The sequence below is a fragment of the Burkholderia metallica genome (genome assembly GCF_001718555.1).
GTDB lineage: Bacteria > Pseudomonadota > Gammaproteobacteria > Burkholderiales > Burkholderiaceae > Burkholderia > Burkholderia metallica.
The window spans coordinates 2,087,110-2,109,159 of the sequence record NZ_CP013403.1; the positions used below are offsets into that span (position 1 = coordinate 2,087,110).

Below are 22,050 nucleotides of genomic sequence, written 5' to 3' on the forward strand. Positions count from 1 at the left end.
CGCCCGTCTCGTAGCGGGCGCGGCGCCGGTTCGCCGGCCGCCCGTCGTCGCTACGAAACAGCGGCGCTCCCGCCGCCGGACGCGTCCGTACACTCGAACGATCGCGGCGCGGCGTGCAGCGCGCCGTGGGTGCCGCGCATCGCGCGGTTCATCGGAGACGAGCATGCTGTTGATCGACGGATTGGGACTGGGTGTCAACTGGCAGCGCTTCCTGTCGGAAACGCTGGATCCGGTCGTCGCGCCGCCGCCTCCCCCGCCGCCGAAGAAGGACGATCCCGCGGCCGGGCCCGCGAACCCGACCGTCACGCCGCCGATTCCGGTCACCGCGACGCCGTCGACCGATCCGTCCAAGCCGACCAACGCGGAAATCCAGTCGGCCACGGCGTTGATCCAGAGCATGGCCGCGCAGTACACGCCGCCACCGCCCGACATCACGGTGGAGAACGACAAGACGACCGCCGTGCAGAAGGCGATCCAGGACGCGCAGACAAAGTACGACAACGCGTCACAGGCGCTGCAGGGCGCGCAGAACGTGCTGCACCTGGCGAACCGCGACCCGGAGACGACAGCCGACGAGCGCAAGACCGCGCAGGCCGACTATGCGAAGGCACGCACTGCCGCCGATACCGCGCAGCGCGAACTCAACGTGACGACCGACGCCGGCTACATGATCCTGTACGGCGAACAGGCAAACGCCGACATGCCGGCCGGGATGAAGATCGACGATTCCGGCAAGGTGACGGACCCGGGCGACGCGCAGCATGCGGCCGACCAGCAGCTCAAGACGCTGCTCGCGGCGTTCCCCGATCATCCGGATGATCCGAACTGGGTGCCGCAGGCGAGCGACTGCAAGAACCCGCTGCAGATCCGCGCATACGACGACTGGCAGACCGCGCAGGCGCATGCGTCGGCCGGCTCGGCGAAATATTTCGCGGACGTCGCGAACTCGAATCTCGCGTACGCGCAGTTCCAGTCGACCCTCGCCGACCCCGACTACAAGGCGGCGCTCGACGCCGGCGTCGGCCGGCTCAACGATGCGTTGCAGCCTTTCGACCTGCAGGTGTCGATGCCCGACCCGCCGGATTCCGCGGATGCCGCGCAAAAAGCCGTCACGGCCGCCGCCAAGGATGCGAACTACGCGAATGCCGCGCTTGCGGCGGCGAACGACAACGTGACGCTCTCGCAGGCGCAGCAGCAGTCCGATGCCGACAACGGCAAGGACGGCCCGACGGTGATCGTGCCCGGCGCGATCGAGAAGGACAAGACGGCGCTCGATCACGCGCAGGTCGCGGCAGGCACGAGCAGCAGCTATCTGCAGATGCTGGCCGCGCAACAGCAGGCCGACACGTTGCAGGCGAACTACAACGGCAAGCTCGCGCGCCTCTCCGACGATCCGAGCGACCCGTACCGGCAGCTCCAGCTCGCGAAGCAGCAGGCGAGCATCGCGCACGACGCGTTCGTCGTCGCGTACGGCACATCGCTCGCGCAGCAGTACGACGACCAGGCCGCGCAGATCGAAGCCACCGTCAAGCCGCCCGCGCGAACCTCGCCGTTCGGCACGGCGAACCCGTCGCAGCTGTTCGCGCCGCCGCCGTGGAACACCACCGGCACGCCCGCGAACGGCACGTCGAAGCTGCCCGGCGCGGCGCCGCTGTTTTCGTCGCCGCTGCCGACGACGAACGCCGCAGGCGCCCCGAACGGCAGCCAGCCGTTGTGGAACACGTCGCCGCTACTGAACGGCCCGCTCCCGTTCCCGCCGGCGAATGCGGGCGCGAACCCGGCCACGCCGTCCGGCCCGACGCTGCTCGATGCGAAGCGCCTGCGCGTCGCCGCGGGCGCCATCCGCGCCGCCGACAACCGGCTGTCGAATCTGGTCAACGAGCGCGCGACCGGCGCGGCGCTCACCGAAGCGCGCAACCAGCAATCGCAGAAACACGCGACGCTCGCGACGATCCAGCAGCAATACGACGACTGGCAGGCCGCGCATCCGGCGCCGCTGCGCATTCGGAAACTCGCCGACGGCGACATCCTGCCCGCGTATACGCCGCCGCTGCCGAACCCGAACCAGAGCCAGCTCGATCAGGCCAAAAAGGACGCGCAGAACGCCGACAACACCGTGCAGCGGCTGCAGTTGCTGAGCGAGTCGGCTCACCAGCAGGTGTTGCTGGACCAGTTCGATGCGGGGCTCGACGAGCGGCTGCGCTATGCCGCGCCGGATTCGGACGCGTACAAGGACTACCAGAAGGCGCAGCACGACTTCTACGAGGCGCATCGCAGCGAACTGTCGAACACGCTGCTCGACGCGGCGAGCGCGAGCACCGGCAACGGCGCGACCATCGACTTCGGCAAGCTGAGCGACACACAGCAGCGCAACCTGATCGGCGTCGCGCTCGGCATGGAGCCGGACGTCGCCGGCGACCCGTCGTCGAACCCGTCCGTCGCCACCGACACGCAGACGCATTTCACCAACAAGGACAAACTGTCGACGATCGACGGCGTGCGCGACAAGCTGCTGAAGATCGGCGGCGGCGCGGCCACGCAGATCAACGTGCTGCCGATCGTGTATGCGGCGAAGGACGCCGGCATGCAGACGACCGCGATGTTCAAGGTCAAGGACAAGGACGGGGGCACCCAGTTCGTCGACGAGACCGCCAGCACGTACAACGACATCAACGATTACATCGACAACAACGAACTGTCGTCGGACGGCACGGTCGACATCGCGACCGGCCACAACGACAACGGCACGCTGCAGATCACGTCGCGCGCCGCGCACCACGACAGCGGCTTCGACAGCCTGATGAAAACGCTGACCGGCACCAAGGTCAATCTCGGCATGCTGATCGGCGGGATGGTGCTCGAAGGCATCGGCGGCGTGCTCGACGCGACCGGCGTCGGGCTGCCGCTCGGCGCGACGCTGAACGTCGTCGGCGCCGGCATGACGTACACGTCGATCGCCGCGACGATGACGAGCTCGGCGCTCGACATCAAGACCCGCCTCGATCACGGCCGCAGCATCAATCCGCTGACCGACCCGGGCGCGCGCGCGGACTTCATCAACCTGGTGCCGATGGGCGCCGCCGGCGCCGCGAAGCTGGCCGGCAGCAAACTGTTCACGCGCACCGTCACGGCGCTGACGCGCACACCGAAAGTGGCGTCGGTCTTCAGGGGCGCGATGAAGGCCACGGCGATCACGACGGGCGCGATCGGTGCGGGCGAATCGTTCGTCGAGGCCGGCGTCGACTACTGGAATCACGACACCAAGGCAGGCAACCAGGCGCTCGTCGGCGGCGTCACGAATCTCGCGCTGATGGGCGCAGGCGGGCTCAAGGAGCGTGCGGTCACGAGCGTCGTCAAGCGCACCGGCAGGCCGTTCGCCGCGCGCACGCCCGACGGCCGCACGGTCACCGTGGACGGCCGGACGATCGGGCGACTGCTCAATCAAGGCGACGACGCATCGCTCGCCGCCGGCCGCAATCGCGCGACGTTCGACGGCGAGCGCGTGACGGTCGCGCCCGACGGCACGCTGAGGGTCGGCGACAAGATCCTGACCTACGAAGACCAGCCGATTCGCGTGCTCGACGGCGCATCGCGCAACGCGTTGCCCGCGGGCAAATCCGTGGTGCTCGGCGACGACGGCAAGTTGTCGGTCGTCTCCGCTTCCGACAAGAACTGGACCAACGGCACGCGGGTCGACTCGGTGACCGACACCGGCGAACGGCTGTCGTTCGGCCCCGGCGGCCGAATGAGCGCGACGCCGAAGATTCTCGCGAGAACGCCGCTCGACCTGCTCGACAGTGCGCTGCAGCAGGCGCGCGACGAGTACGTCGCCGCTCGCGGCGAACAGGCGCCGCGCAGCCTCGCGCAAGCGGCGCAGCAAGGCGAGACGGCCAGCGCCGCGAACGACGCGCGCAGCACCCGGCGCACCAGCGAGGAACGCGCGCGCGTTGACGCGCAGCAAGACGAGCGCGCTGCCGAGCACGTGACCGACGCGAACCTCGACCGGCGCAGCGCCGACGCACAGGCGATGCGGTACCGGCCGCTGGATACCGACGCGCCGGCCGGTGCGCTCGCGCGCGCGACGCCCACCGCCGCACGCCCGCGCGTCGACATCCGGGTCGTCGACCTGACCGGCGCCGAGCCCGCCGCGCGCGCGGCCACGGCCGATCCGGCCAGCATCTCGGTGCCGCGCGGCCCAGGCGCGGAGCCGCTCGAGGTCGGCGGTCGCACGCTCTACATCGTCCGCGACGGCGACGCGCCGCACGCGGCGTCGCCCGCCGCCGCGCGCGCGCAGAACCTCGACGAACCGATCGTCGTCGTCGCGGGCGAGCGTGACGCGCAACTCGCGCCCGAACTCGCGAACCGCTGGCAGAAGCCGGTCTACGCGGCGACGCCCGACGCATTCGGCGCCGACGGTCAGCTGCGCGCCGACGCGCGCATGCTGCGCTTCGATCCGGCACCGGACGGCGTCGCGGTCGCAGGCGGCCCGGCCGGCGGCGACGCCGCCGAACAGGCGTCGCACGCCGCGCCGGCGCGCGACGCGAACGACGGGCCGGTGATCGTGCTCGCCGGCAAGCGCGGACCGAACGCGCCCGCGATGCCGCGCCCCGCCGCGACGCCGCAGCCGATGAAGGCACTCGACGGCCGCTTCAGCCCGCCGAACCGGGTCCTGGTGCTGGTCAGGCCCGAACGCGCCGCCGCGCCCGAGCGCACGCCGGCGCACGACGAGAGCGCGCCGGCGCGATCCCGCGCGGACGGCGCCCACCCGCGCCCGGTGTCGGACCACGAGGTCGCCGGCGCCTACGATGCCGATCTCGTGGCCGCGCATCCGGAGACGACCGAAGCCGCGCCGCCCGACGCGGCCGCGTCCGGGCCGGGCTGGTTCACGCGGATGCAGATGCGCTTCGGCGGCGCGCCGGTGCCGGAGGCCGCGCGGGCACTCGCGGCGCAGTCGGCGACGCTCGTCACGCAGTTGCGCATGCTGAGCGAGGCCGGCTGGCGCGTGAAGGTCGGCAAGCGCGGCGGCGGCAGCCACATCGACTCGCGCAAGCGCGTGATGACGATCGACGGCGCGCTCCAGGACCCCGGCAGCATCACGTACACGCTCGCGAGCGAGGCGCGCCAGGCGGTCGAAGCGATGGCCGGCGTGCTGAACCTCGACTACGGCAGCCGCGGCCGCTTTACGCGCAAGGCGCTCGAAGCGCAGGCGCGCGCCCAGATCAACGCGTTCGAGGCACGCTACGAGATCGCGCTGTCGACCGGCGTCGACATCGCCGAACACGCGCATCTGCCCGACGCGATCGCGCGCGAAGGCGTGGACTGGCACGGCCCGACGAGCGATTACACGGGAACGGTCGCGCGACTCGCCGACAACGTCGCCGATGCGCCGGTCTCCGGCCGCGACGAGCAGACCTACCGCGAGTTCTACGACGACGTGTGGTCGCGCCAGCAACGCCGGGGCGGCATCCCGCACCGGATGCCCGCGCCGCGGATGCACGCCGGCGACGGCCGGGACGGCACCGCGCCGGCCGGGCGGCAGCACCTCGACGAGCGCACCGCGTGGAGCTACGCGCATGCGGTGTTCGCGTCGCCGTTCGGCGACGGCCCGGCGCCCGATGCCGCCACGTTGCAGGCGCGCCGCGACGGACACCTGTCGACGCTTGCGGACGGCAACGTGCTGATGCTGCACGCGGACACGCTGCCGGACGGCACGCTGCTCGTCGACGGCCAGCCGGTCGGCGCGCACGAATACGCGATCGCGATGGCGCCGTGGCATACGGTCAAGCAGGCGGATGCGATCGTGCTGTCCGCCGGGCACGGCGGCTACGAAGCGGCCGCGCGGCTCTCGAACGTGTGGCGGCGCGCCGTCTACGCGCCGCCCGAGCATGCGGCCGGCGCCGATGCGACGGTGCACGACGCGCGCGTGTTCCGCCGCTTCGACCCGGCCCCTGCCGCACCGCACGCCCTCGGCGAACTCGCGGCCGACGCCGACGGCGTTCATCTCGACGGCGATCCGGCCACCCGGATCGACATCGACGGCAACGTCGGCGAACTGCTGGGCGCAGGCGCGCGCAAGACCGCGTTCGCGCTCGGCGACGACGCCGCGCTCGCCACCGTCGACCGCAGTCCGCCGCCGCCCGGCGCGCCGCAGGAACCGTTGACGCCCGAAGCGCAGCGCGCGGCCAACGAGCAGCTCGTGATCGACGAGCAACGGGCGCTCGCGCAGCTGGAACAGTGGGGCATCCGCACCGTTCGGCTGGACGGGCCGTTTCGCGCGCTCGGCGAGCGCGTCTCCGCGCTGTCCCGCCCGCTCGGCGTGTTCCACAGCGACGAGTTCGCGACCGGCCGCCTGCCGCCCGCGCTGTCGCGCGCGGGCATCCGGAACGTGGTGAAGCTGCGCGAGCTGCTCACGCAGCACGAGATCGGTTTCGACCTGCAGGGCATCTTCACGCGCACGGGCGACTTCCTCGTCTGCGATCCGGGCCCGATCCTGCACACCTACGCGGCGCACGCGCTGTCGCAATCGCGTCTGTTCGAGATCGAAAAAGGCATGATGCGCTGGATCGAGTTGCACGGCGAAGACGCGCTCGATTCGCAACGCGACACGACACCGGTTGCCGACGACGCGTTCGTGCAGAAGCCGTCGGTGATCACGCGCGTGCGGATGCGGGTCGGCGGCGCGCCGCTGCCGGTCGAGGTCAGCGCGCTCGCGCAGCGCTCCGGCACGCTCGCGACGCAACTGCGCATGCTCGACGCGAACGGCTGGCGCGTGAAGGTCGGCAAGCGCGGCGGCGGCAGCCGGATCGACACGAAGCGCAAGCGCGTGACGATCGACGGCGCGGCGGCCGGCCCCGGATGGATGACGTACGTGCTCGCGCATGAAGCGAAACATGCGGTGGACGCGATCGAGGGGACGCTCGGCCTCGACTACAGCGGCCGCGGGCGCTTCGTACGTACGGCGCTCGAAGCCGAAGCGCGCGCGCAGCTCAACGCGTTCGAGGCACGCTACGAGATCCGGATGGCGAGCGGCGTCGACATCGCCGCGAAGGTGCGGCTGCCGGACGCGCTGCAGGCGGAAGCGGACGCATGGCAGACGGCGCGCGGCAATGACGGCGCGCTCGCACGGCTCGTCGACGCGTTCGCCGATGCGCCGGTGTCGGGCGGCCGCGGCAAGACCTACGCCGAGTTTTACGGTAACGCGTATGAGCGCGGCCCCGGCCGGCGCACGCGCGCGATGCCGGCACCGGAGACGCGCGCCGCGCGCGACGGCGGCGACGCACCGCCATCGATGCGCGAGATCCAGGCGCAGCGCGCGGCATGGTCGCAGGCCCACGCGGAACACGACGCGTCGCCGTTCGGCGCCGGCGGCCCGCCGGCGGTCGACACGCTGGCGCTGCTGCGCGACGGCCGCGTGCTGCTCGACGTCGGCCAGCGCATCGCGATCGTGCCGGCCGAAACGTTGCGCGACGGCACGCTGCTCGGGCCCGACGGGCAGCCGGTCGATCCGCACGAATTCACGCTGCTCAACGCGCCGCCGTCCGACCCTGGCTACACGACGATCCTGTCGGCGCGGCATGCGAACGAAGGGGCGGCCGCGCAGCTCGCGAACCTGTGGCAGCGCGCGATCTACACCGTCCATCCGGACGCAATCGGCGCGGGCGGCCTGCCGGACGACCTGTCCGGGCTGAACCGCTACCGCCCGGCCAGCTATCGGCAGCCGTCGCTCGGCGAGCTGTCGGTCGACAGCGTGCACCGCACGCTCTACCGCGACGGCGATCCCGCGCGGCCTGCCGACCCTGCGGATTTCCTCGGGCCGGTGCTCGGCTCGGGCGCGTACAAGACGGTGTTCGACGGCGGCGCCGGCCAGGCGATCGGCGTATATCGCGACGGCTCGATCGAGGGCCTCGCCGACGCGTACGAAGCCGTCGAGCTCGAGCAGGACGGGCTCAGGATGCTGAAGGAGGCGTACGAGCTGCCGACCAGCACCACCGACGGGCCGTTCTCGGTCGCCAACCGCGTCGGCGTCGTGCTGAAGCCGTCCGCGCAACTCAGCAGCGTCGACGTGGAGTTCGACATCGGCCTGCCGGCCGTGGTGTCGAGCCGCGGTCTGGCGGATCTCGCACGCATTCGCCGCGTCACGCAGGCCCACCACCTGCTGTACGACTTCCAGGTCCTGTTCGGCCGCAACGGCGACGTGATGCTGCACGATCCCGGCGAAGTGATGCCGGGCGCCGACCCGGACGGCAGCGTACTCGGGCGAATCGACGAAGTCGCCGCGAAAATCCATTCCGGGATCGCGCACGGCCGCATCAAGCTCGCGCATCCCGCGTTCGACGAGGCCGGCGCGTACGCACCGCGGCGCGGCGCGATCGCGCGCGTCGTCATGACCTTCCGCGGCATCGTGCTGACGATGCAGGCGCATGCGCTGGCGCGCCGTTCGCCAACGCTGCGTGCCCAGATGCGGCTCGCGCGCGCCGACGGCTGGAAGGTGAAGCTCGGTGCGCCCGACGGCGGTCAGTACGTCGATGCGGCGCGGCGCAGGATCGTCCTCGACGGCAACACGCGCCGCGCCGGCACGCTCGTGTTCGCGCTCGCGCACGAAGCGCAGCACAGCGTCGACCTCGCGACGGACACGCTCGGCCTCGACCGCAACAGCCACGACGCGTATGTAAAGAGCCTGCTGCTGGCCGAAGCCCGTGCGCAACTCAACGCGTATCGCGTGCGCGCCGAAATCCTCGCTGCGGGCGGCCCCGACATCGCCATGCACGTGCAGCTGCCGCCGGCGCTCGCGCGCGCGGCGGAACACGCGTTTGCAAGCGGCGATCCGGCCGCGCTCGACGCACTCGCCGACGCGTTCGGCGAGATGCGCACGTCGCTGCCGGGCCGGCCGACCTATCGCGCGCTGTACGGCGAGCAGGCGCGGGCCGATCTCGCCGGTGCGCCGGCGCCGCTCACGCTCGCGGCGCCGGCGCGTGGCGGCGCGCGGGCCGGCGGCGCCCGGCGCGGCCGCCATGCGCTCGACAGCGCGGAGATGACGCGCGCGCGCGCGTGGCTCGACGCGCGCGGGATGCGCACGCTCAAGCGCATCGACGGCGCGGATGCGTCGTCGCTGCGCACGCTCGTGCGGCAGGCCGGCGTCGATACCGCGCTGCTGATCACGCGCGCCGGCAAGCTCACGCCGGCGACGGCGCCCGATTTCGTCGCGACCGCACGGATCGATGCGAACGGCGCGATCACGGCGCCGAGGTTCATCGGCCGGAAGCTGACGCCCGACGAGCAGCAATCGCTCGCCGCCGCGCTCGATGCCGCGCATGATGCGGCGCAACCCGCGCAGGCCGCGGCGGCACGCGCGGGCTTCGCGTTCCATGCGTCGCCGGTGCCGCTCACGCAGCTGCAGGCGCTCGGCGGGGTGTCGAAGATCGAGCATGCGAGCGACGGCAACGTCGTCGAATTCACGCGACGCGGCCGCGTGAGCAGCCGGTACGTCGATGCGATCGGCGCGCTCGCGGATTCGAAGCACTTCCGCAGCGCGCACAAGGCCATTGGCGCGGCCGGCCCGTCGGACACCCTCTACGCGATCGATCGCACGAGCGGCGAGATTCGCGGCCATGCGACGTACGATGCCGCGACGGGGTCGTGGAAGTACCACGAGAATGCGCCGCTTGCGAAGACCCGCATCGAGAACCGTCCGCTGCGCGACGCGTATCCGCGGCGCGCGCAGGTGCGCGTGCGGCCGCACGGCAAACCGCACGGCGTGCCGCTCACGCGCGCGCGCCGGCACGGCGTGTCGTTCGTGGTCAGCAGCGTCGATCCGGCCATGCTCGAGCAGGTCGGCAATCGCTTCGATCCGCCGAAGCCGCCGAAAGCCGACAAGCCGGACAAGCTGCCGCGGCCGGGGCTGCGCTATCTCGGCCATCTCGGTCTCACCAGGACGCTGAACGCGCCGCGCCGCGTCGCGCTGTTGACGCGCAACCGCACCGCGGCGCTGCTCGGGCGCGCACGCGTCGGCGCCGCGCTGCCCGCCGCCGCGGCCGCGACCGTGCCGCTGTTCGACCAGAACGTGCTGCCGGCGGGCAAGCATGCGGCGCTCGATTTCAGCGGCCACAATGCCGTGCATCTGCTGAGTGCGGCCGAGTTCGGCGCACTCGATGCGGGCAAGCATCGCATCTACGTGTACGACACGAGCGACGCGCTCACGTACCGGCTCGACACACCGCGGGGCGTGCTGGTGCCGGACGCGAAGGGCAAGCTGACCTGGCACGACGGGCAGAATCCGGGCGCGCCGGGTGTGCCGCTCGAGTCCTCGCCGATCGGCGCCGGGCCCTACGGCGCCGACACCCATCTGCTGCTCACCGAGCTCACGCCGAACGAACTGGCGGATCACGCGCGCGGCACGCGCCTTGCCGCGTTGAACCGGCGCGTCGAGTATCTGGAAGGGATCGAGCAAGATCCGTCGCCGAGCACCTTTGCGTCGCTGCGCAGATGGGCGAGCGACGAGGCACGCGAAACGCGCCGCGCACGCAACACGCTGAAGAAGGAAATCAAGGCCGCGACCAAGGCTGCGAAGCGCCAGGGCCTGACCGCGCCCGCATACCCGGAGCTCAAGATTCGCCCGTACCAGCCGTCGCTCGTCAGCACGACGCTGGTCGAATGGAAGCGCCTGTATGGCGACGGCAACGTGCCCGACCTGTTCGCGCACCTCGAGCGGATCGACGCGCTCGCGAAGTACGCGCGCGATTCGCGGCTGCCGCCGCTCGAACTGACCGACGCAACCGACACGACGCCGCCGCCCGCGATCATGGCCGATGCCGCCGCATGGCGCGACACCGGCATGCCGTTGTACGTGGCCCGCGACTGGTCGGGCGGCGGCGCGCGCTACGCACCGGTGCCGTTTTCGAAGCGGGCGCAGCGCGTCCTCAGCACGGCCGCCGCCACCGACCGCGCGCTGCGGCGTGCCGTGCTCGGCGCCGGCAACGCGTTGCGCAACCGCATCGTGCCGATGAGCCGCGCGTATCGGCTGTCCGACGATCCGGCCGCGTTCGTCGCGCAAATCCGTCGCAACGGCGGCGTCATGCCGGTCGTGACGATCCCGATCGATCCGCACACGCTGAACGCGACGCGCGGCGCGAAGCACGACGCGGAATTCGTCAGCGACGTGAAATCGATCGGCGACCAGAAGAAGGCGAAGATCGACTACTGGGAAGGCACCGTCACGGGCGAGAACGGCAAGGTCATGCACCTCGACGACCTGACTCGCGAGAACCTGCATCGCTGGCTCGACGCGGCCTCGCAGGCCGGCTTCCTGCTGCGCCTCGAGATGGCGCCGGCGCGCGCGCTCGTGTCGTCCGCCGACTATCGCCACCTCGCGGGCACCAACGACGGCTACCACCATCACGCACGCCTCGGCACCCTGCTCGAATCATGGGCCGCCGAGCACGAGGGCCAACCGGCTCCGCACGTGATGGTGACCTTCCACGGCTGGGACGCGGTGCCGGAGCCGGTGCCGGGCGCCGGGCACCTGGAGCTGCTCAATTCGCTGCTCGACCGGCCCACGCTCCAATGGGTGCATGTCGGCCTGTCGTACGCGACGCACGGCGCCGACTTCATCGCGAACCAGGAGCTGACGACCGCGCTGGCCAGGCTGCTCGTCGAGCGGGCCGTGGAGGAATACGCGCAGCCGGGCGGCTTGAACCCGCGACACAGCAAGCTCGCACGGCTGCACGGCACGGACGCGCTGACGCGCGTGTTCGAGCGCGTCGATCGCGACACGCTGGCGGACCAGCACCAGATGCTGCTGGCCGAAATCGAGCGGATCGGCCGCGAAAAGGGGCTCACGCCCGCCCGGATCGCCGAATTGCGCCAGCGATTGTATGAAGGCAATACGACGCGGCTGCTGAATCGCGCGCGCTATGCGACGGCGAAGTTCGCCACCGACGCGTGGCACGCCGACCCGAAGCACGCGCCGTCCGAGAAGTCCCGCGAGCGCGCGTTCAACGACGCATGGCTGAAGGACGTCGGCGCGCTGCTGGACGCGCCGGAGCAGGACACGACGCTGATCGACGGCCGGGACGTCGCGGCCGGGCTCCAACCGTGGCGCGAAGTGGTCCGGCGGCCGGCGCTGATGGTCGACGCGTCGCTGCCGGTCAGCGACAACCGTCTGATCAGCGCGCAGGCTGCCGACTACGTGAAGCCGGACGATCCGCTCGCCGCATTCGCAGAACTCAATGCGCTGCGCCTGCAGCAGATGGAACGCTCGTGGTCGGTGCTCAACTGGAAGAACGTGCTGTCGGGACTGGTCGGGATCGGCGCCGGCGTCGCCGTCCACCATATCGGCCTGACGCCCGCCCACTACAAGCAGGCGGCCAACGCGACGTTCGTCGGCGTGCGAACGGGCCGCCTCGTCCAGGCACTGCACCAGGACACGCTGCGCGCGCTGCAAAGCGGCGATCCACGGCTCTTCAACCACGTGATCGATCGCTTCATCAACGGGCTCAACAACCAGTTGTCGGCACACCGGATGGACGAGGCGCAACGTCGCGAGTCGCTGGTGCGGCTGGCGGCCGAAGGCCGCGCGAAGATCAACCTGCAGCTCGAACTGCACGGCCGCAAGGTGCTGTCCGCCGACAAGACGGTCGAGTATACGAAGCTGCTCGCGACCGACATGATCCAGCAGATGCAGGGCGTGCTGGCCGGCACGTCGATCCAGCAGCTGCATCACGGCAATCCGCGCCGCTTCCTCGGCAAGGTGGGCCGCACGGCCGCGATCGCCGGCTATGCGAGCCTCGGCGAATTGTCGCTGCATACGCTGCTGCAGGACCCGTCGCTGGTGCCGTTCCTCGGCACCACCGGTGCGGTGCTGGGCCTCACCTACACCGGGCTCGTGCAGGCCAGCGCGTTCACCCACCTGAGCATCGAACGGCGCAGCCGCGTCGTGCGCTTCATCGATACCGCGTCCGACCTCGCGAGCATCGCAGGCGGCTATATCGCGCCGTTCGTCGGCGCGGCGGCGACCATCCACACGAACGTGCCGCTGGCGATCTCGTCGCTCGGGTCGGCAACGCTGCTCGCGCTCGCTCGTGCCGACACGCATTTCCCGAACCTGACCAAGCGCGTCACCGGCAAGATGCCGACGATACTGCTGCTCGCGCCGATCGGGATCTACGTCGGCAACTGGATCTATACGGCGTTCAGCGGCAGCGGCGGCGGCAGTAGCAGCAGCAATAGCGGCAACGGCAACACGCCGCCGTCGAACGGCGCGACGAACCACGGCAGCGCGCCGTCCGTGCCGTCCGCGCCGCCGGCACCGCCGTCAGGCACGCACGCGCACGTCGCGCCCGCGGCGCCCCCGACGACGACACCGCAGGCGCCCGGAGGCGCCGCCGCGCAGCCCTACATCGTCGTCGCCGGCGATTCGCTGTGGGTCATCGCCGACCGGCATCGCCAGTCGCTGCTCGACGCCGCGCACGTATCGCCCGCCGATCAACAGGGAATGACGCGCGACCAGCAGGACGCGCGCGCGCTGAAAGAAATCCTGCAGCTCAATCCGTCGGTCGCGAACGATCCGAATCGCCTGCCGGTCGGCGCGCCGCTGATCGTGGGCTGATGGCGGCGCGCGCCCGGATGCGGCGGTGCGCGTCGATCGCGCCCGCCGCGCCGCGTCACCCCGCGCGCTGATGTTCGAGCCACGCCTGGAACATCAGCACCGTCCACAGCTGATGTTGCCAGTTCATCCGGCCGGTCTGGTGCTGCCGCCACAGGCGCTCGACGGCGGCCGCGTCGAAGAAGCCCTCCTCGCGCAGCCGCGACGGCCGCAGCAGCGTCTCGGCCCAGTCGCGCAGCGCGCCGCGCAGCCAATGGTCGACGGGCGCGCAGAAGCCCTGCTTCGGCCGGTCGATCAGCGCGGACGGCACGTAGCGGTCGAGCAGGCGGCGCAGCAGCGCCTTCGACTGCCCTTCCGGCAAGCGCACCGCCGCGGGCACCCGCCACGCGAATTCGACCACGTGATGATCGAGGAACGGCATGCGCGTTTCGAGGCTGACGGCCATCGCCGCGCGATCGACCTTCGCGAGAATGTCGGTCGGCAGGTAGGTGAGCGTATCGATCGCCATCGCCTGCTCGGCGAAGCTCAGATGCTCGGGCCACGCGGACACCGTGTCGAGCGGCGTCGGCGGCTCGTGCCCCGACAGCGCGAGACGTTCCGGATGATGCACCGCCGACATCAGCAGCCGGTACAGCCCGATGCGGCTCTCGGCCGTCATCACGTGGCCCAGCTTGTGCAGGCGGTCGCCGATGCGCGTCGCCGTATCGCGCGCCTCCACGCCGCCCCACGCACCTTGCGCGACGGCCGCGAGCTGGTCCGCGTGATCGGGCCGCAACGCATGCAGCGCGGCGGCGATCCGCGCCCGCACCGCCGCCGGCACGCGATGCAGCTTGCGCCACAGGCGCGGCGTCAGGAAGTAGCGCGTATAGCCGCCGAACAGCTCGTCGCCGCCGTCGCCGGACAGGCTCACCTTCACGTGCCGGCGCGTCAGCTCCGACACGAGGAAGGTCGGAATCTGCGACGCATCGGAGAACGGCTCGTCGTAGATCGACGGCAGCTTCGGCACGACGCCGAGCGCATGGTCGGCCGTCACGTAGAGTTCGGTATGGCGCGTGCCGAGATGACGCGCGACCGCCTTCGCGTATCCGGCTTCGTCGTACCCGGCTTCATGGAAGCCGATCGTAAACGTGTCGACCGGCGTCGCCGATTGCGCCTGCATCAGCGCGACGATCGTCGAGGAATCGATGCCGCCCGACAGGAACGCGCCGAGCGGCACGTCCGCTTCCATCTGCCGCGCCACCGCCTGGCGCAGGATCGTGTCGAGCTGGCCGACGGCTTCGTCGGCGCTGCCCTCGAACGGCTGCGCGCGGCCATCCTCGATGGCCTGCTCGAGCGTCCAGTACGCGCGGATGCGCGGCGTGTCGCGCGCATGCTCGAACTGGATGAAGGTGCCCGGCGGCAGCTTGTGGATGCCGCGATAGATCGTGTGAGGCGCGGGCACGCTCGACTGGCGCAGGTACAGGCACAGCGCATCGCGATCGATCGCGCCGTCGAAGCCCGGATAGCCGCGCAGCGCCTTCAGCTCGGACGCGAATACCAGCGCGTCGCCGATCCGGCCGTAATAGAGCGGCTTCTCGCCGATCCGGTCGCGTGCGAGCGTCAGCACCCGCGACGCGCGGTTCCACAGCGCGAACGCGAACATGCCGGTCGCGCGCCGCAACGTCGCGTCGACACCCCACGCGGCGATCGCCGCGATCAGCACCTCGCTGTCGGAGTGGCCGCGCCACGCCGGTGCGCGCCCGGCACGCTCGAGTTCCGCGCGCAGTTCGCGATGGTTGTAGATTTCGCCGTTGAAGACCAAGACGTAGCGGCCGCACGCGGATGCCATCGGCTGTCGGCCGTGCACCGACAGGTCGACGATCGCGAGCCGCCGGTGGCCGAGCGCGATGCCGGCTTCCGGGTCGACCCAGATCCCCTGCCCATCCGGCCCGCGATGCGCGAGGCTTGCCGTCATCCGCGCGAGCGTGCCGCGCGCTGTCTCCTCATCGAAGGCGACGCTATTCAGAAAGCCGTCGATTCCGCACATTTGATTTGTCCGCCCCTGTTGACCATTTCCGTCACGCGTGGCGCAAGCTCGCGGCCCGCCGTCCGGCGTGACGGTCGAGCCATCTTACGAAGAAATAAATCAGCAATAATTCACAGGTGAACTTGCGCGCAAACAAGAAAAAAATATCGTCAAGCGCCGCACACGCATGACCGCCCCAAGGGGCCATATCGGATCGGAACGCATGGCCACGCAAGCACGCGCGCGGAACGAAAAAAGGGCTGAATGCCGAAGCGGCTGCCGTCGCACGCATCAGCCCGCGCCGGTCGCCCATTTCAGCAGCTGCGCGACTTCGCGGAAATGCTGCGGCTGGATCGTGCCGTTCTCGGGCGTCGTCTCGTACAGCGCCTGCGCGAGCCCGACGTTCGCGAGCGTCGGGCGCAGCGCATCGCGCGCGGCACGCACGATCCGCTCGGCCGCGTCGCCCTCGCCGCGCGCGAGCACCCACGGCAGCGTGCCGATCCCGCCGTAATACAGCGCGACCGCGACGCGCGGCGAATGGACGACCACCGATGCATAGCCGATCCGGTCGGACAGCGACGCGAACTGCACTTCGCGCGCGAGCTGGCGGCGTTTCGCCTCGACGTGCGGATCGCCTTCGTCTTCCTTGTGCTCGCGCCGCACTTCGTCGATCGACATTTTCATCTTCTGGTTGAATTCGTGCCGCTGGTGCACGATGTCGATCAATGCCATCACGATGTAGATCAGCGCGGCCCAGCCGAACAGCAGCATCAGCAGCTTCACGATCAGCGCGAGGATCGAGAGCGGCCGCGTGAAGCCCGACTGCACGGCCGGGTCGAGCGACTCGACGATCAGCCAGCCGAGCGTCGCGGCGAGCAGCGCCGTTTTCAGCAGCATCTTCGCGAGATTGACGAGGTTGCGCAGCGACCACAGGTTCTTCATCCCCTCGGCCGGGTTGAGTCGAGACAGCTGCGGCACGAGGCGGCTCCACGCCATCACGCCGCCGACCTGCACGAAGCCCGCGAGCAGGCCCGCCAGCAGCCCGGCCGCGACGATCTGCGCGGACAGCGTCGCCCAGTCGCGTGCGGCGCCGTCGATCAGCACCGCGATCCGCGCGGACGGGTCGGCCGCGCCGACCGCGTCGAACACGAGCCGGAACAGCGCCTGCAGCCGCGCGAACAGCGCGCCGATACCCACCGCGAGCGCGACGCACACGCCGACGAAGAACGCCGACGAGATCGTTTCCGCGCTCTTCGGCACATCGCCTTTCTCGCGCGCTTCGCGCAGGCGTTTCGCGGTCGGCTTCTGGTCCTTTTCGGCCATCGCGGCTCCGTCGCGCTCACGCGCCGCCGTGCGCGGCGAACAGGGCGCGCAGCAACGCCATCAACCCGCTGTCGGGGCTCAGCAGTGCATGCAGCGACGCGTACACCACCGGCAGGAACAGCACCATCATCAGCAGCGCGAGCGCGCTCTTCAGCGGCTGCGAGAACACGAACACGTTGAGCTGCGGCACCGCGCGCCCGACCAGCCCGACGCCGAGCTCGACGAGCACCAGCACGATCGTCACCGGCGCGGCGAGCTTCACCATCCATTCGAAGATCGTGTCGGTCTGGCGCACGACGAAGGTCTGCAGCATCGACGAGAAATCGGGGCCGAGCGAGCCGATCGGCCACCACGCATACGACTGCGCGAACAGCTGCACGAGCACCTGCAGCCCGCCTGCGGTGACGAACAGCGCGATCGCGACGAAATTGAGGAATCCCGACGTCGGGCCGCCTTCGTGTCCGCCCATCGGATCGAAGAACGCGGCGCTGCCGCTGCCGGTCTGGAAGTCGATCAGGTAGCCGACGCCCTGGATCGCGAACAGCACCGCGCTGAACGCGCCCGCGAGCAACATGCCGACCATCGCCTCCTTCGCGACGAGCAGGCACCACATCAGGAACGGCAGCGCGGCCACCTGCGCGGCGTCGATCGCCGGCGCGACGAACGCGGCGATCACGACCGCGATTCCGTTGCGCACGAGGCCCGTGACGATCTGCTCGTTGAATACCGGCACGACGAACATGATCGGCAACAGGCGCGGCATCACATAGAGCAGCGGCCGCAGCGTGCCCGCGACGTCGTTGAAGCCCGAGGCCGGGTCTAGCATCGGCGCTCCAGCGTGGCCGGCGTGGCGACATCGGGGAGATCATCGCCAACGCCATCGGCGGCGGAAGCGGCCGGGTCGTTCGGGTCGTTCGGGTCGTCCCGGTCGGCTCGCGTATCGGCCCGCGGTGCGGTCATCTCCGCATCGAATGCCTGCGCTGCATCGGACGCGGCCGCCCCGTGGCCCGACGCGTCGGCGCCCACGGCCGCCCATGCGCCAGCCGTCGCGAAACGTCGCACCGCATGGCCGTCCGCGACTTCGTCAGCATCGCGCTCGACCCGCGCGGCGCGCGCGTGCAGCGCCTTCTCGCCGGCTTTCCCGAGCTTGTCCTCGGCTGCCTGCGCCTTGCGCGCGGCGCGCTGCAGGTCGGCAAGCGTCGCCTCGTGGCCGCGATGCACGTGCGCGGCCTCGTTCACCGACGCGTTCGCGGTGCCGATCTGCCGGTCGAACGTGCGCGTGTCGGCCGCCGCATCCTGCAGCGCGCGCGCCTCGCGCACGTCGTCGGCGAGCCGCGTCTGGATCGCGGCCTTCGCGGCGACCTGCTGCGCCAGCTGCGCGTGCGCGGCCGCGAGCGCGCGGCGGCTCTGCGCGGCGATACCCTGCTGGCGCGCGGCCGCGACGCGTGCGATCTGGCTGCGCATCGCGCGCACGCGCTTCAGGCGCGCGAGCGTCGCGAGCACGAGGCGGTCGTCGGCTTCAGACATGATCGTTCGCCAGCTTCGTCAGCTTCGCGAGCAGCGTGTCGAAGCGCACGTCCTCGTCCGACGCCTGCGCGCAGAACGCACCGATCGCGTCGCGCGCGCGCAGCGCGAGATCGCCGAGCCGGTCGCTGCCTTCGCGATATTCGCCGATCTGCACGAGCAGCTCGATTTCCTGGTACTTCGCGATCAGCTCGCGCACGCGCGCGGCCGCATGCTGGTGCGCGCGGCTCGCGACGAGCGGCATCACGCGCGACAGGCTCGCGAGCACGTCGATCGCCGGATAGCGGTTCGCGAGCGCGATCTTGCGCGACAGCACGATATGGCCGTCGAGGATCGAGCGCACTTCCTCGGCGATCGGATCCGATTCCTCGTCGCCTTCGACGAGCACCGTATAGAGCGCGGTGATCGAGCCGCGCGAGCCCTGCCCCGCGCGCTCGAGCAGGCGCGGCAGTACCGCGAACGTCGACGGCGGGAAGCTGCGCCGGGTCGGCGGCTCGCCGCTCGCGAGGCCGACCTCGCGCTGCGCGCGCGCGAAGCGCGTGAGCGAATCGACCAGCAGCAGCACGCGCTTGCCCGCATCGCGGAAATGTTCGGCGATCGCGGTGGCGACCAGCGCGGATTTCACACGCTCCATCGCCGGGCGATCGGACGTCGACACGACGACGATCGACCGCGCGCGCACCTCGGGCGACAGGCTGTGCTCGATGAATTCGCGCACCTCGCGGCCGCGTTCGCCAACGAGCGCGATCACGTTCACGTCGGCCTGCGCGCCGCGCGCGATCATGCCGAGCAGCGTGCTCTTGCCGACGCCGGACGGCGCGAAGATGCCGACGCGCTGCCCGATGCCGAGCGTCATCAAGCCGTCGATCACGCGCACGCCGGTCGGAAACGGCGTGTCGATCAGCTTGCGCGCGAGCGGATTCGGCGGGTCCTGCTGCGTCGACACCCACGCGGCGCCGGTCACCGGCCCGCGATCGTCGAGCGGCCGGCCGAGCCCGTCGAGCACGCGGCCGAACAGCCCTTCTCCGACCGGAAACACATGCTCGCGCCCGGACGGCACGACGGTCGTCTCGGGCGACAGCCCCGCCACGTCGCCGAGCGGCGTGAGCAGCGTCGTCTGCCGCGAGAAGCCGACCACTTCGGCGAGCAGCGTCGGCTGGTTCGGCGTGCGCAGCTCGCAGATTTCCCCGAGCCGCGCACGGATGCCCGTCGCGTTCAGGATCTGCCCGACCGCGTGATTGACGCGGCCCTGCACCGACACCGGCGAGAAGAACGCGAGCCCCGCATCGAGCTCGCCGACGAGGCGGCCGCGATCGAACGGCGCGCCGTCGTCGTCGCCCGCCGGCAGCGTATCGTCGAGCGGTGCGTTCATCGCGCGGCGCCCTTCAGCGCATCGCGGCGGATCGCCTGGCGCAGCGCGTCGATCTGCAGGTCGAGGCTCGCGTCGATGCGCCCGGACGGCGTCTCGACCGTGCACGCATGGCGTTCGAGCTGCGCGTCCTCGACGATGCGGATCTTCTGCCGGTTCGACTGCCCGGCGAATGCGCCGTCGAGCGCGTCGCGCATTTCGTCCTGGCGGCCGGGCGCGACCCGCACGATCAGGAACGCCTCGTCGCGCACGAGCGGCGCGATCCGCGCGAGCGCGGCCTCGTACAGCGTCTTCGTGCTCATCTCGCCGACGATCGCGCGCACGGCCTTCACGACGATGTCGGCCATCGCATCCTTCATCGTCTCCATCGTGCGCGCGGCGGCGAGCGCCTGCGTATAGGCCTGCGCGGCCTGCTCGCGCTGCGCGCGGCGCACCCCTTCGTCGTAGCCGGCCGCCTGGCGCCTGTCGAATTCGCGCTGCGCGTCGGCGACGATGCGCGCGGCCTCGTCGCGCGCGGTGGCGATCACCGCGGACGCGTCGAGCAGCGCCGCGTATTCGCGCTCCTTGAGCACCTTGCGCTCCGACAGGAGTTGCAGGTTGTCGCTCGTGATCAGAAAAGCCAGTCCCATGACGCGAGCCTCTCGGGAATCAGAAACAGGAACATCAGTTCGCCGAACTGATCGCGCTGCGCGCGGTTCAGCCAGTACGGCGCTTCGTCGTCGATCGCGCGGTGGAACTTCAGGCGCGTGCGCCGCGCGACCGCGTCGCCCGCCGCACCGATGAAATCCGCCAGCAGCCGGCCGCCGCGCGCGCGAATCATCGCAGGCAACGCAGCGGGATCGGCGCGCCACGGCTCGAGCGTGTCGGTGAGCGCACCGAATTCCGGCGCGCGTTCGAGCGCGAGTTCCAGTGCGTCCGCGCCGAGCTTCGCCGCGACTTCGGCGCGAATCCGCCGCACGGCCAGCGCATCGCGCAGCCACGGGCGATGCAGCAGCAGCCCCGCATACGCGGCCAGCTGCTCGAGCGCCGCGCCCGGCAGCAGCGCGAGCCGCGCGCACGGGTTCGCGACGTCGAAGTCGTGCCGGCCGGCCACGCCGTGCGCGTCGAGCAGGTACCGCGCCAGCAGCTTGCGGCCGGCCGCGCCGAACGCATCCGGCGAACGGTAGCGCGCGGGCCAGTCGGCCGGCACGCGCGTCACGTGCAGATAGCGGTCGGGCCGCAGGTTGAAGTCGCAGACGAGCGCATGAAACGCGGCGCGCCGCGCCGCGGGCGGCGGCCCGAGCGGCTGCAGCCACGGCAGCGGCGCCGCGTCGGATGCGGCGGGCCCGTCGCCCGGCGGCGGCGCGTACGGATCGCTCATGCGCCGTCGCGCGCGCCGTCCGGCGTGCGCAGGCCGCCGGAACCGGCCGTCCCGTGCGCCGCGCGCGACGCGCCGAGCAGGCCCGCGAGCCGTGCGCCGAACATCCCGCGCCGCGCCGCCGACAGCGCGATCACCGCGCAGGTCAGCAGGATCAGCGCGAATACGAGCCAGCCGAGCGGCGAGCGCAGCCGCACGATGTCGGTCACCGCGCTGCCGATCCCGTCCACGCGCGTCGCGCGCGCGGCGGCCGGCTGCAGGAACAGCGACACGTTGTCGTACTGCAGCCCTTCGATGCTGTGCGCGACGAGATCCTTGACCATCGGCGCCATCGCGCGCAGGTCGACGCCGGGCCGGTAGCGGATATACACGGCCGCCGACGACGGCTTGATCTTGTCCGCGAGCGGATCGTTCTCCGGAATCACGACCTGCACGCGCGCGACGACCACGCCCTCGATGTCCTGCAGCGTGCGCGACAGGTCCTGCGACACGCCGTACAGGTAGCGCACGCGTTCCTCGGCCGGGGTCGACACGAGGCCCTGCTTCTGGAACAGCTCGCCGAGGCTCGCATAGCTCGGCTTCGGCAACCCGTTCGCCTGCAGCACCGTGAGCGCCGACTGCATGTCGCCGTCCGCGACGCTGACGAGCCACGCGTTGCGGTCCGACGTGTCGCGCGCGTCGTTGTCCTTCGACGCGCTGATGCCCGCGTCGCCGAGCACCGCGACCATCTGGTTCGCATCGCGCTCCGACAGGCCCGAGTACAGCTCCTTCTGGCACCCGGCCAGCAGCACGAGCAGCCCCGCGAGCAGCGCGCGCGCCGCCCGGCTGCGCCACGCATGCGCGCGCGGCGTCGAATCGATCGTCGTCATCGT

Annotated in this window: 9 protein-coding genes; 1 reads left to right on the forward strand and 8 read right to left on the reverse strand. The window is 71.1% G+C overall.

Translation table 11 applies throughout. The features are described from left to right. Positions 1–163: 163 nt before the first annotated feature. Complete coding sequence (locus tag WJ16_RS28860) at positions 164–13,603, forward strand: LWXIA domain-containing protein (protein WP_069260401.1); 13,440 nt, start codon at positions 164–166, stop codon at positions 13,601–13,603. 55 nt (positions 13,604–13,658) lie between these two features. Here WJ16_RS28860 and asnB read toward each other — a convergent pair whose 3' ends face one another. The 8 genes from asnB to sctJ all read right to left on the reverse strand — a co-directional run bounded on the left by asnB (position 13,659) and on the right by sctJ (position 22,047). Further along, positions 13,659–15,626: an asparagine synthase (glutamine-hydrolyzing) gene (asnB, locus tag WJ16_RS28865; protein WP_069260402.1), complete on the reverse strand. Its 1,968-nt coding sequence runs from the start codon at positions 15,624–15,626 to the stop codon at positions 13,659–13,661. A 270-nt stretch (positions 15,627–15,896) separates the two neighbouring features. Next, positions 15,897–16,928, reverse strand: a complete 1,032-nt coding sequence (locus WJ16_RS28875; RefSeq protein WP_069260404.1) for an EscU/YscU/HrcU family type III secretion system export apparatus switch protein — start codon at positions 16,926–16,928, stop codon at positions 15,897–15,899. Positions 16,929–16,944: 16 nt separating this feature from the next. Beyond that, positions 16,945–17,754, reverse strand: coding sequence for a type III secretion system export apparatus subunit SctT (gene sctT, locus WJ16_RS28880; RefSeq protein ID WP_069260405.1), 810 nt, complete (start codon positions 17,752–17,754; stop codon positions 16,945–16,947). Beyond that, the gene (locus WJ16_RS28885; protein ID WP_069260406.1) at positions 17,748–18,455 is read right to left on the reverse strand and encodes a hypothetical protein; all 708 of its coding nucleotides are present in this window, start codon (positions 18,453–18,455) and stop codon (positions 17,748–17,750) included. Before WJ16_RS28885 ends, sctT begins: the two co-directional genes overlap by 7 nt. Beyond that, positions 18,448–19,824 carry a type III secretion system ATPase SctN gene (gene sctN / locus WJ16_RS28890; RefSeq protein WP_069260407.1) on the reverse strand — a complete coding sequence of 459 codons (1,377 nt, stop codon included), beginning with the start codon at positions 19,822–19,824 and terminating at the stop codon, positions 18,448–18,450. Before sctN ends, WJ16_RS28885 begins: the two co-directional genes overlap by 8 nt. Continuing rightward, complete coding sequence (gene sctL / locus WJ16_RS28895) at positions 19,821–20,450, reverse strand: type III secretion system stator protein SctL (RefSeq protein WP_069260408.1); 630 nt, start codon at positions 20,448–20,450, stop codon at positions 19,821–19,823. The genes sctN and sctL overlap by 4 nt, the downstream gene beginning before the upstream one ends. Then, positions 20,432–21,181 (reverse strand): SctK family type III secretion system sorting platform protein, encoded by a 750-nt coding sequence (locus tag WJ16_RS28900; RefSeq protein WP_069260409.1) that lies wholly within the window; start codon positions 21,179–21,181, stop codon positions 20,432–20,434. The genes sctL and WJ16_RS28900 overlap by 19 nt, the downstream gene beginning before the upstream one ends. Next, a complete protein-coding gene (sctJ, locus tag WJ16_RS28905; RefSeq protein ID WP_069260410.1) occupies positions 21,178–22,047 on the reverse strand; it encodes a type III secretion system inner membrane ring lipoprotein SctJ in 870 nt (289 codons plus the stop codon). Before sctJ ends, WJ16_RS28900 begins: the two co-directional genes overlap by 4 nt. Between the last annotated feature and the right edge of the window lie 3 nt (positions 22,048–22,050).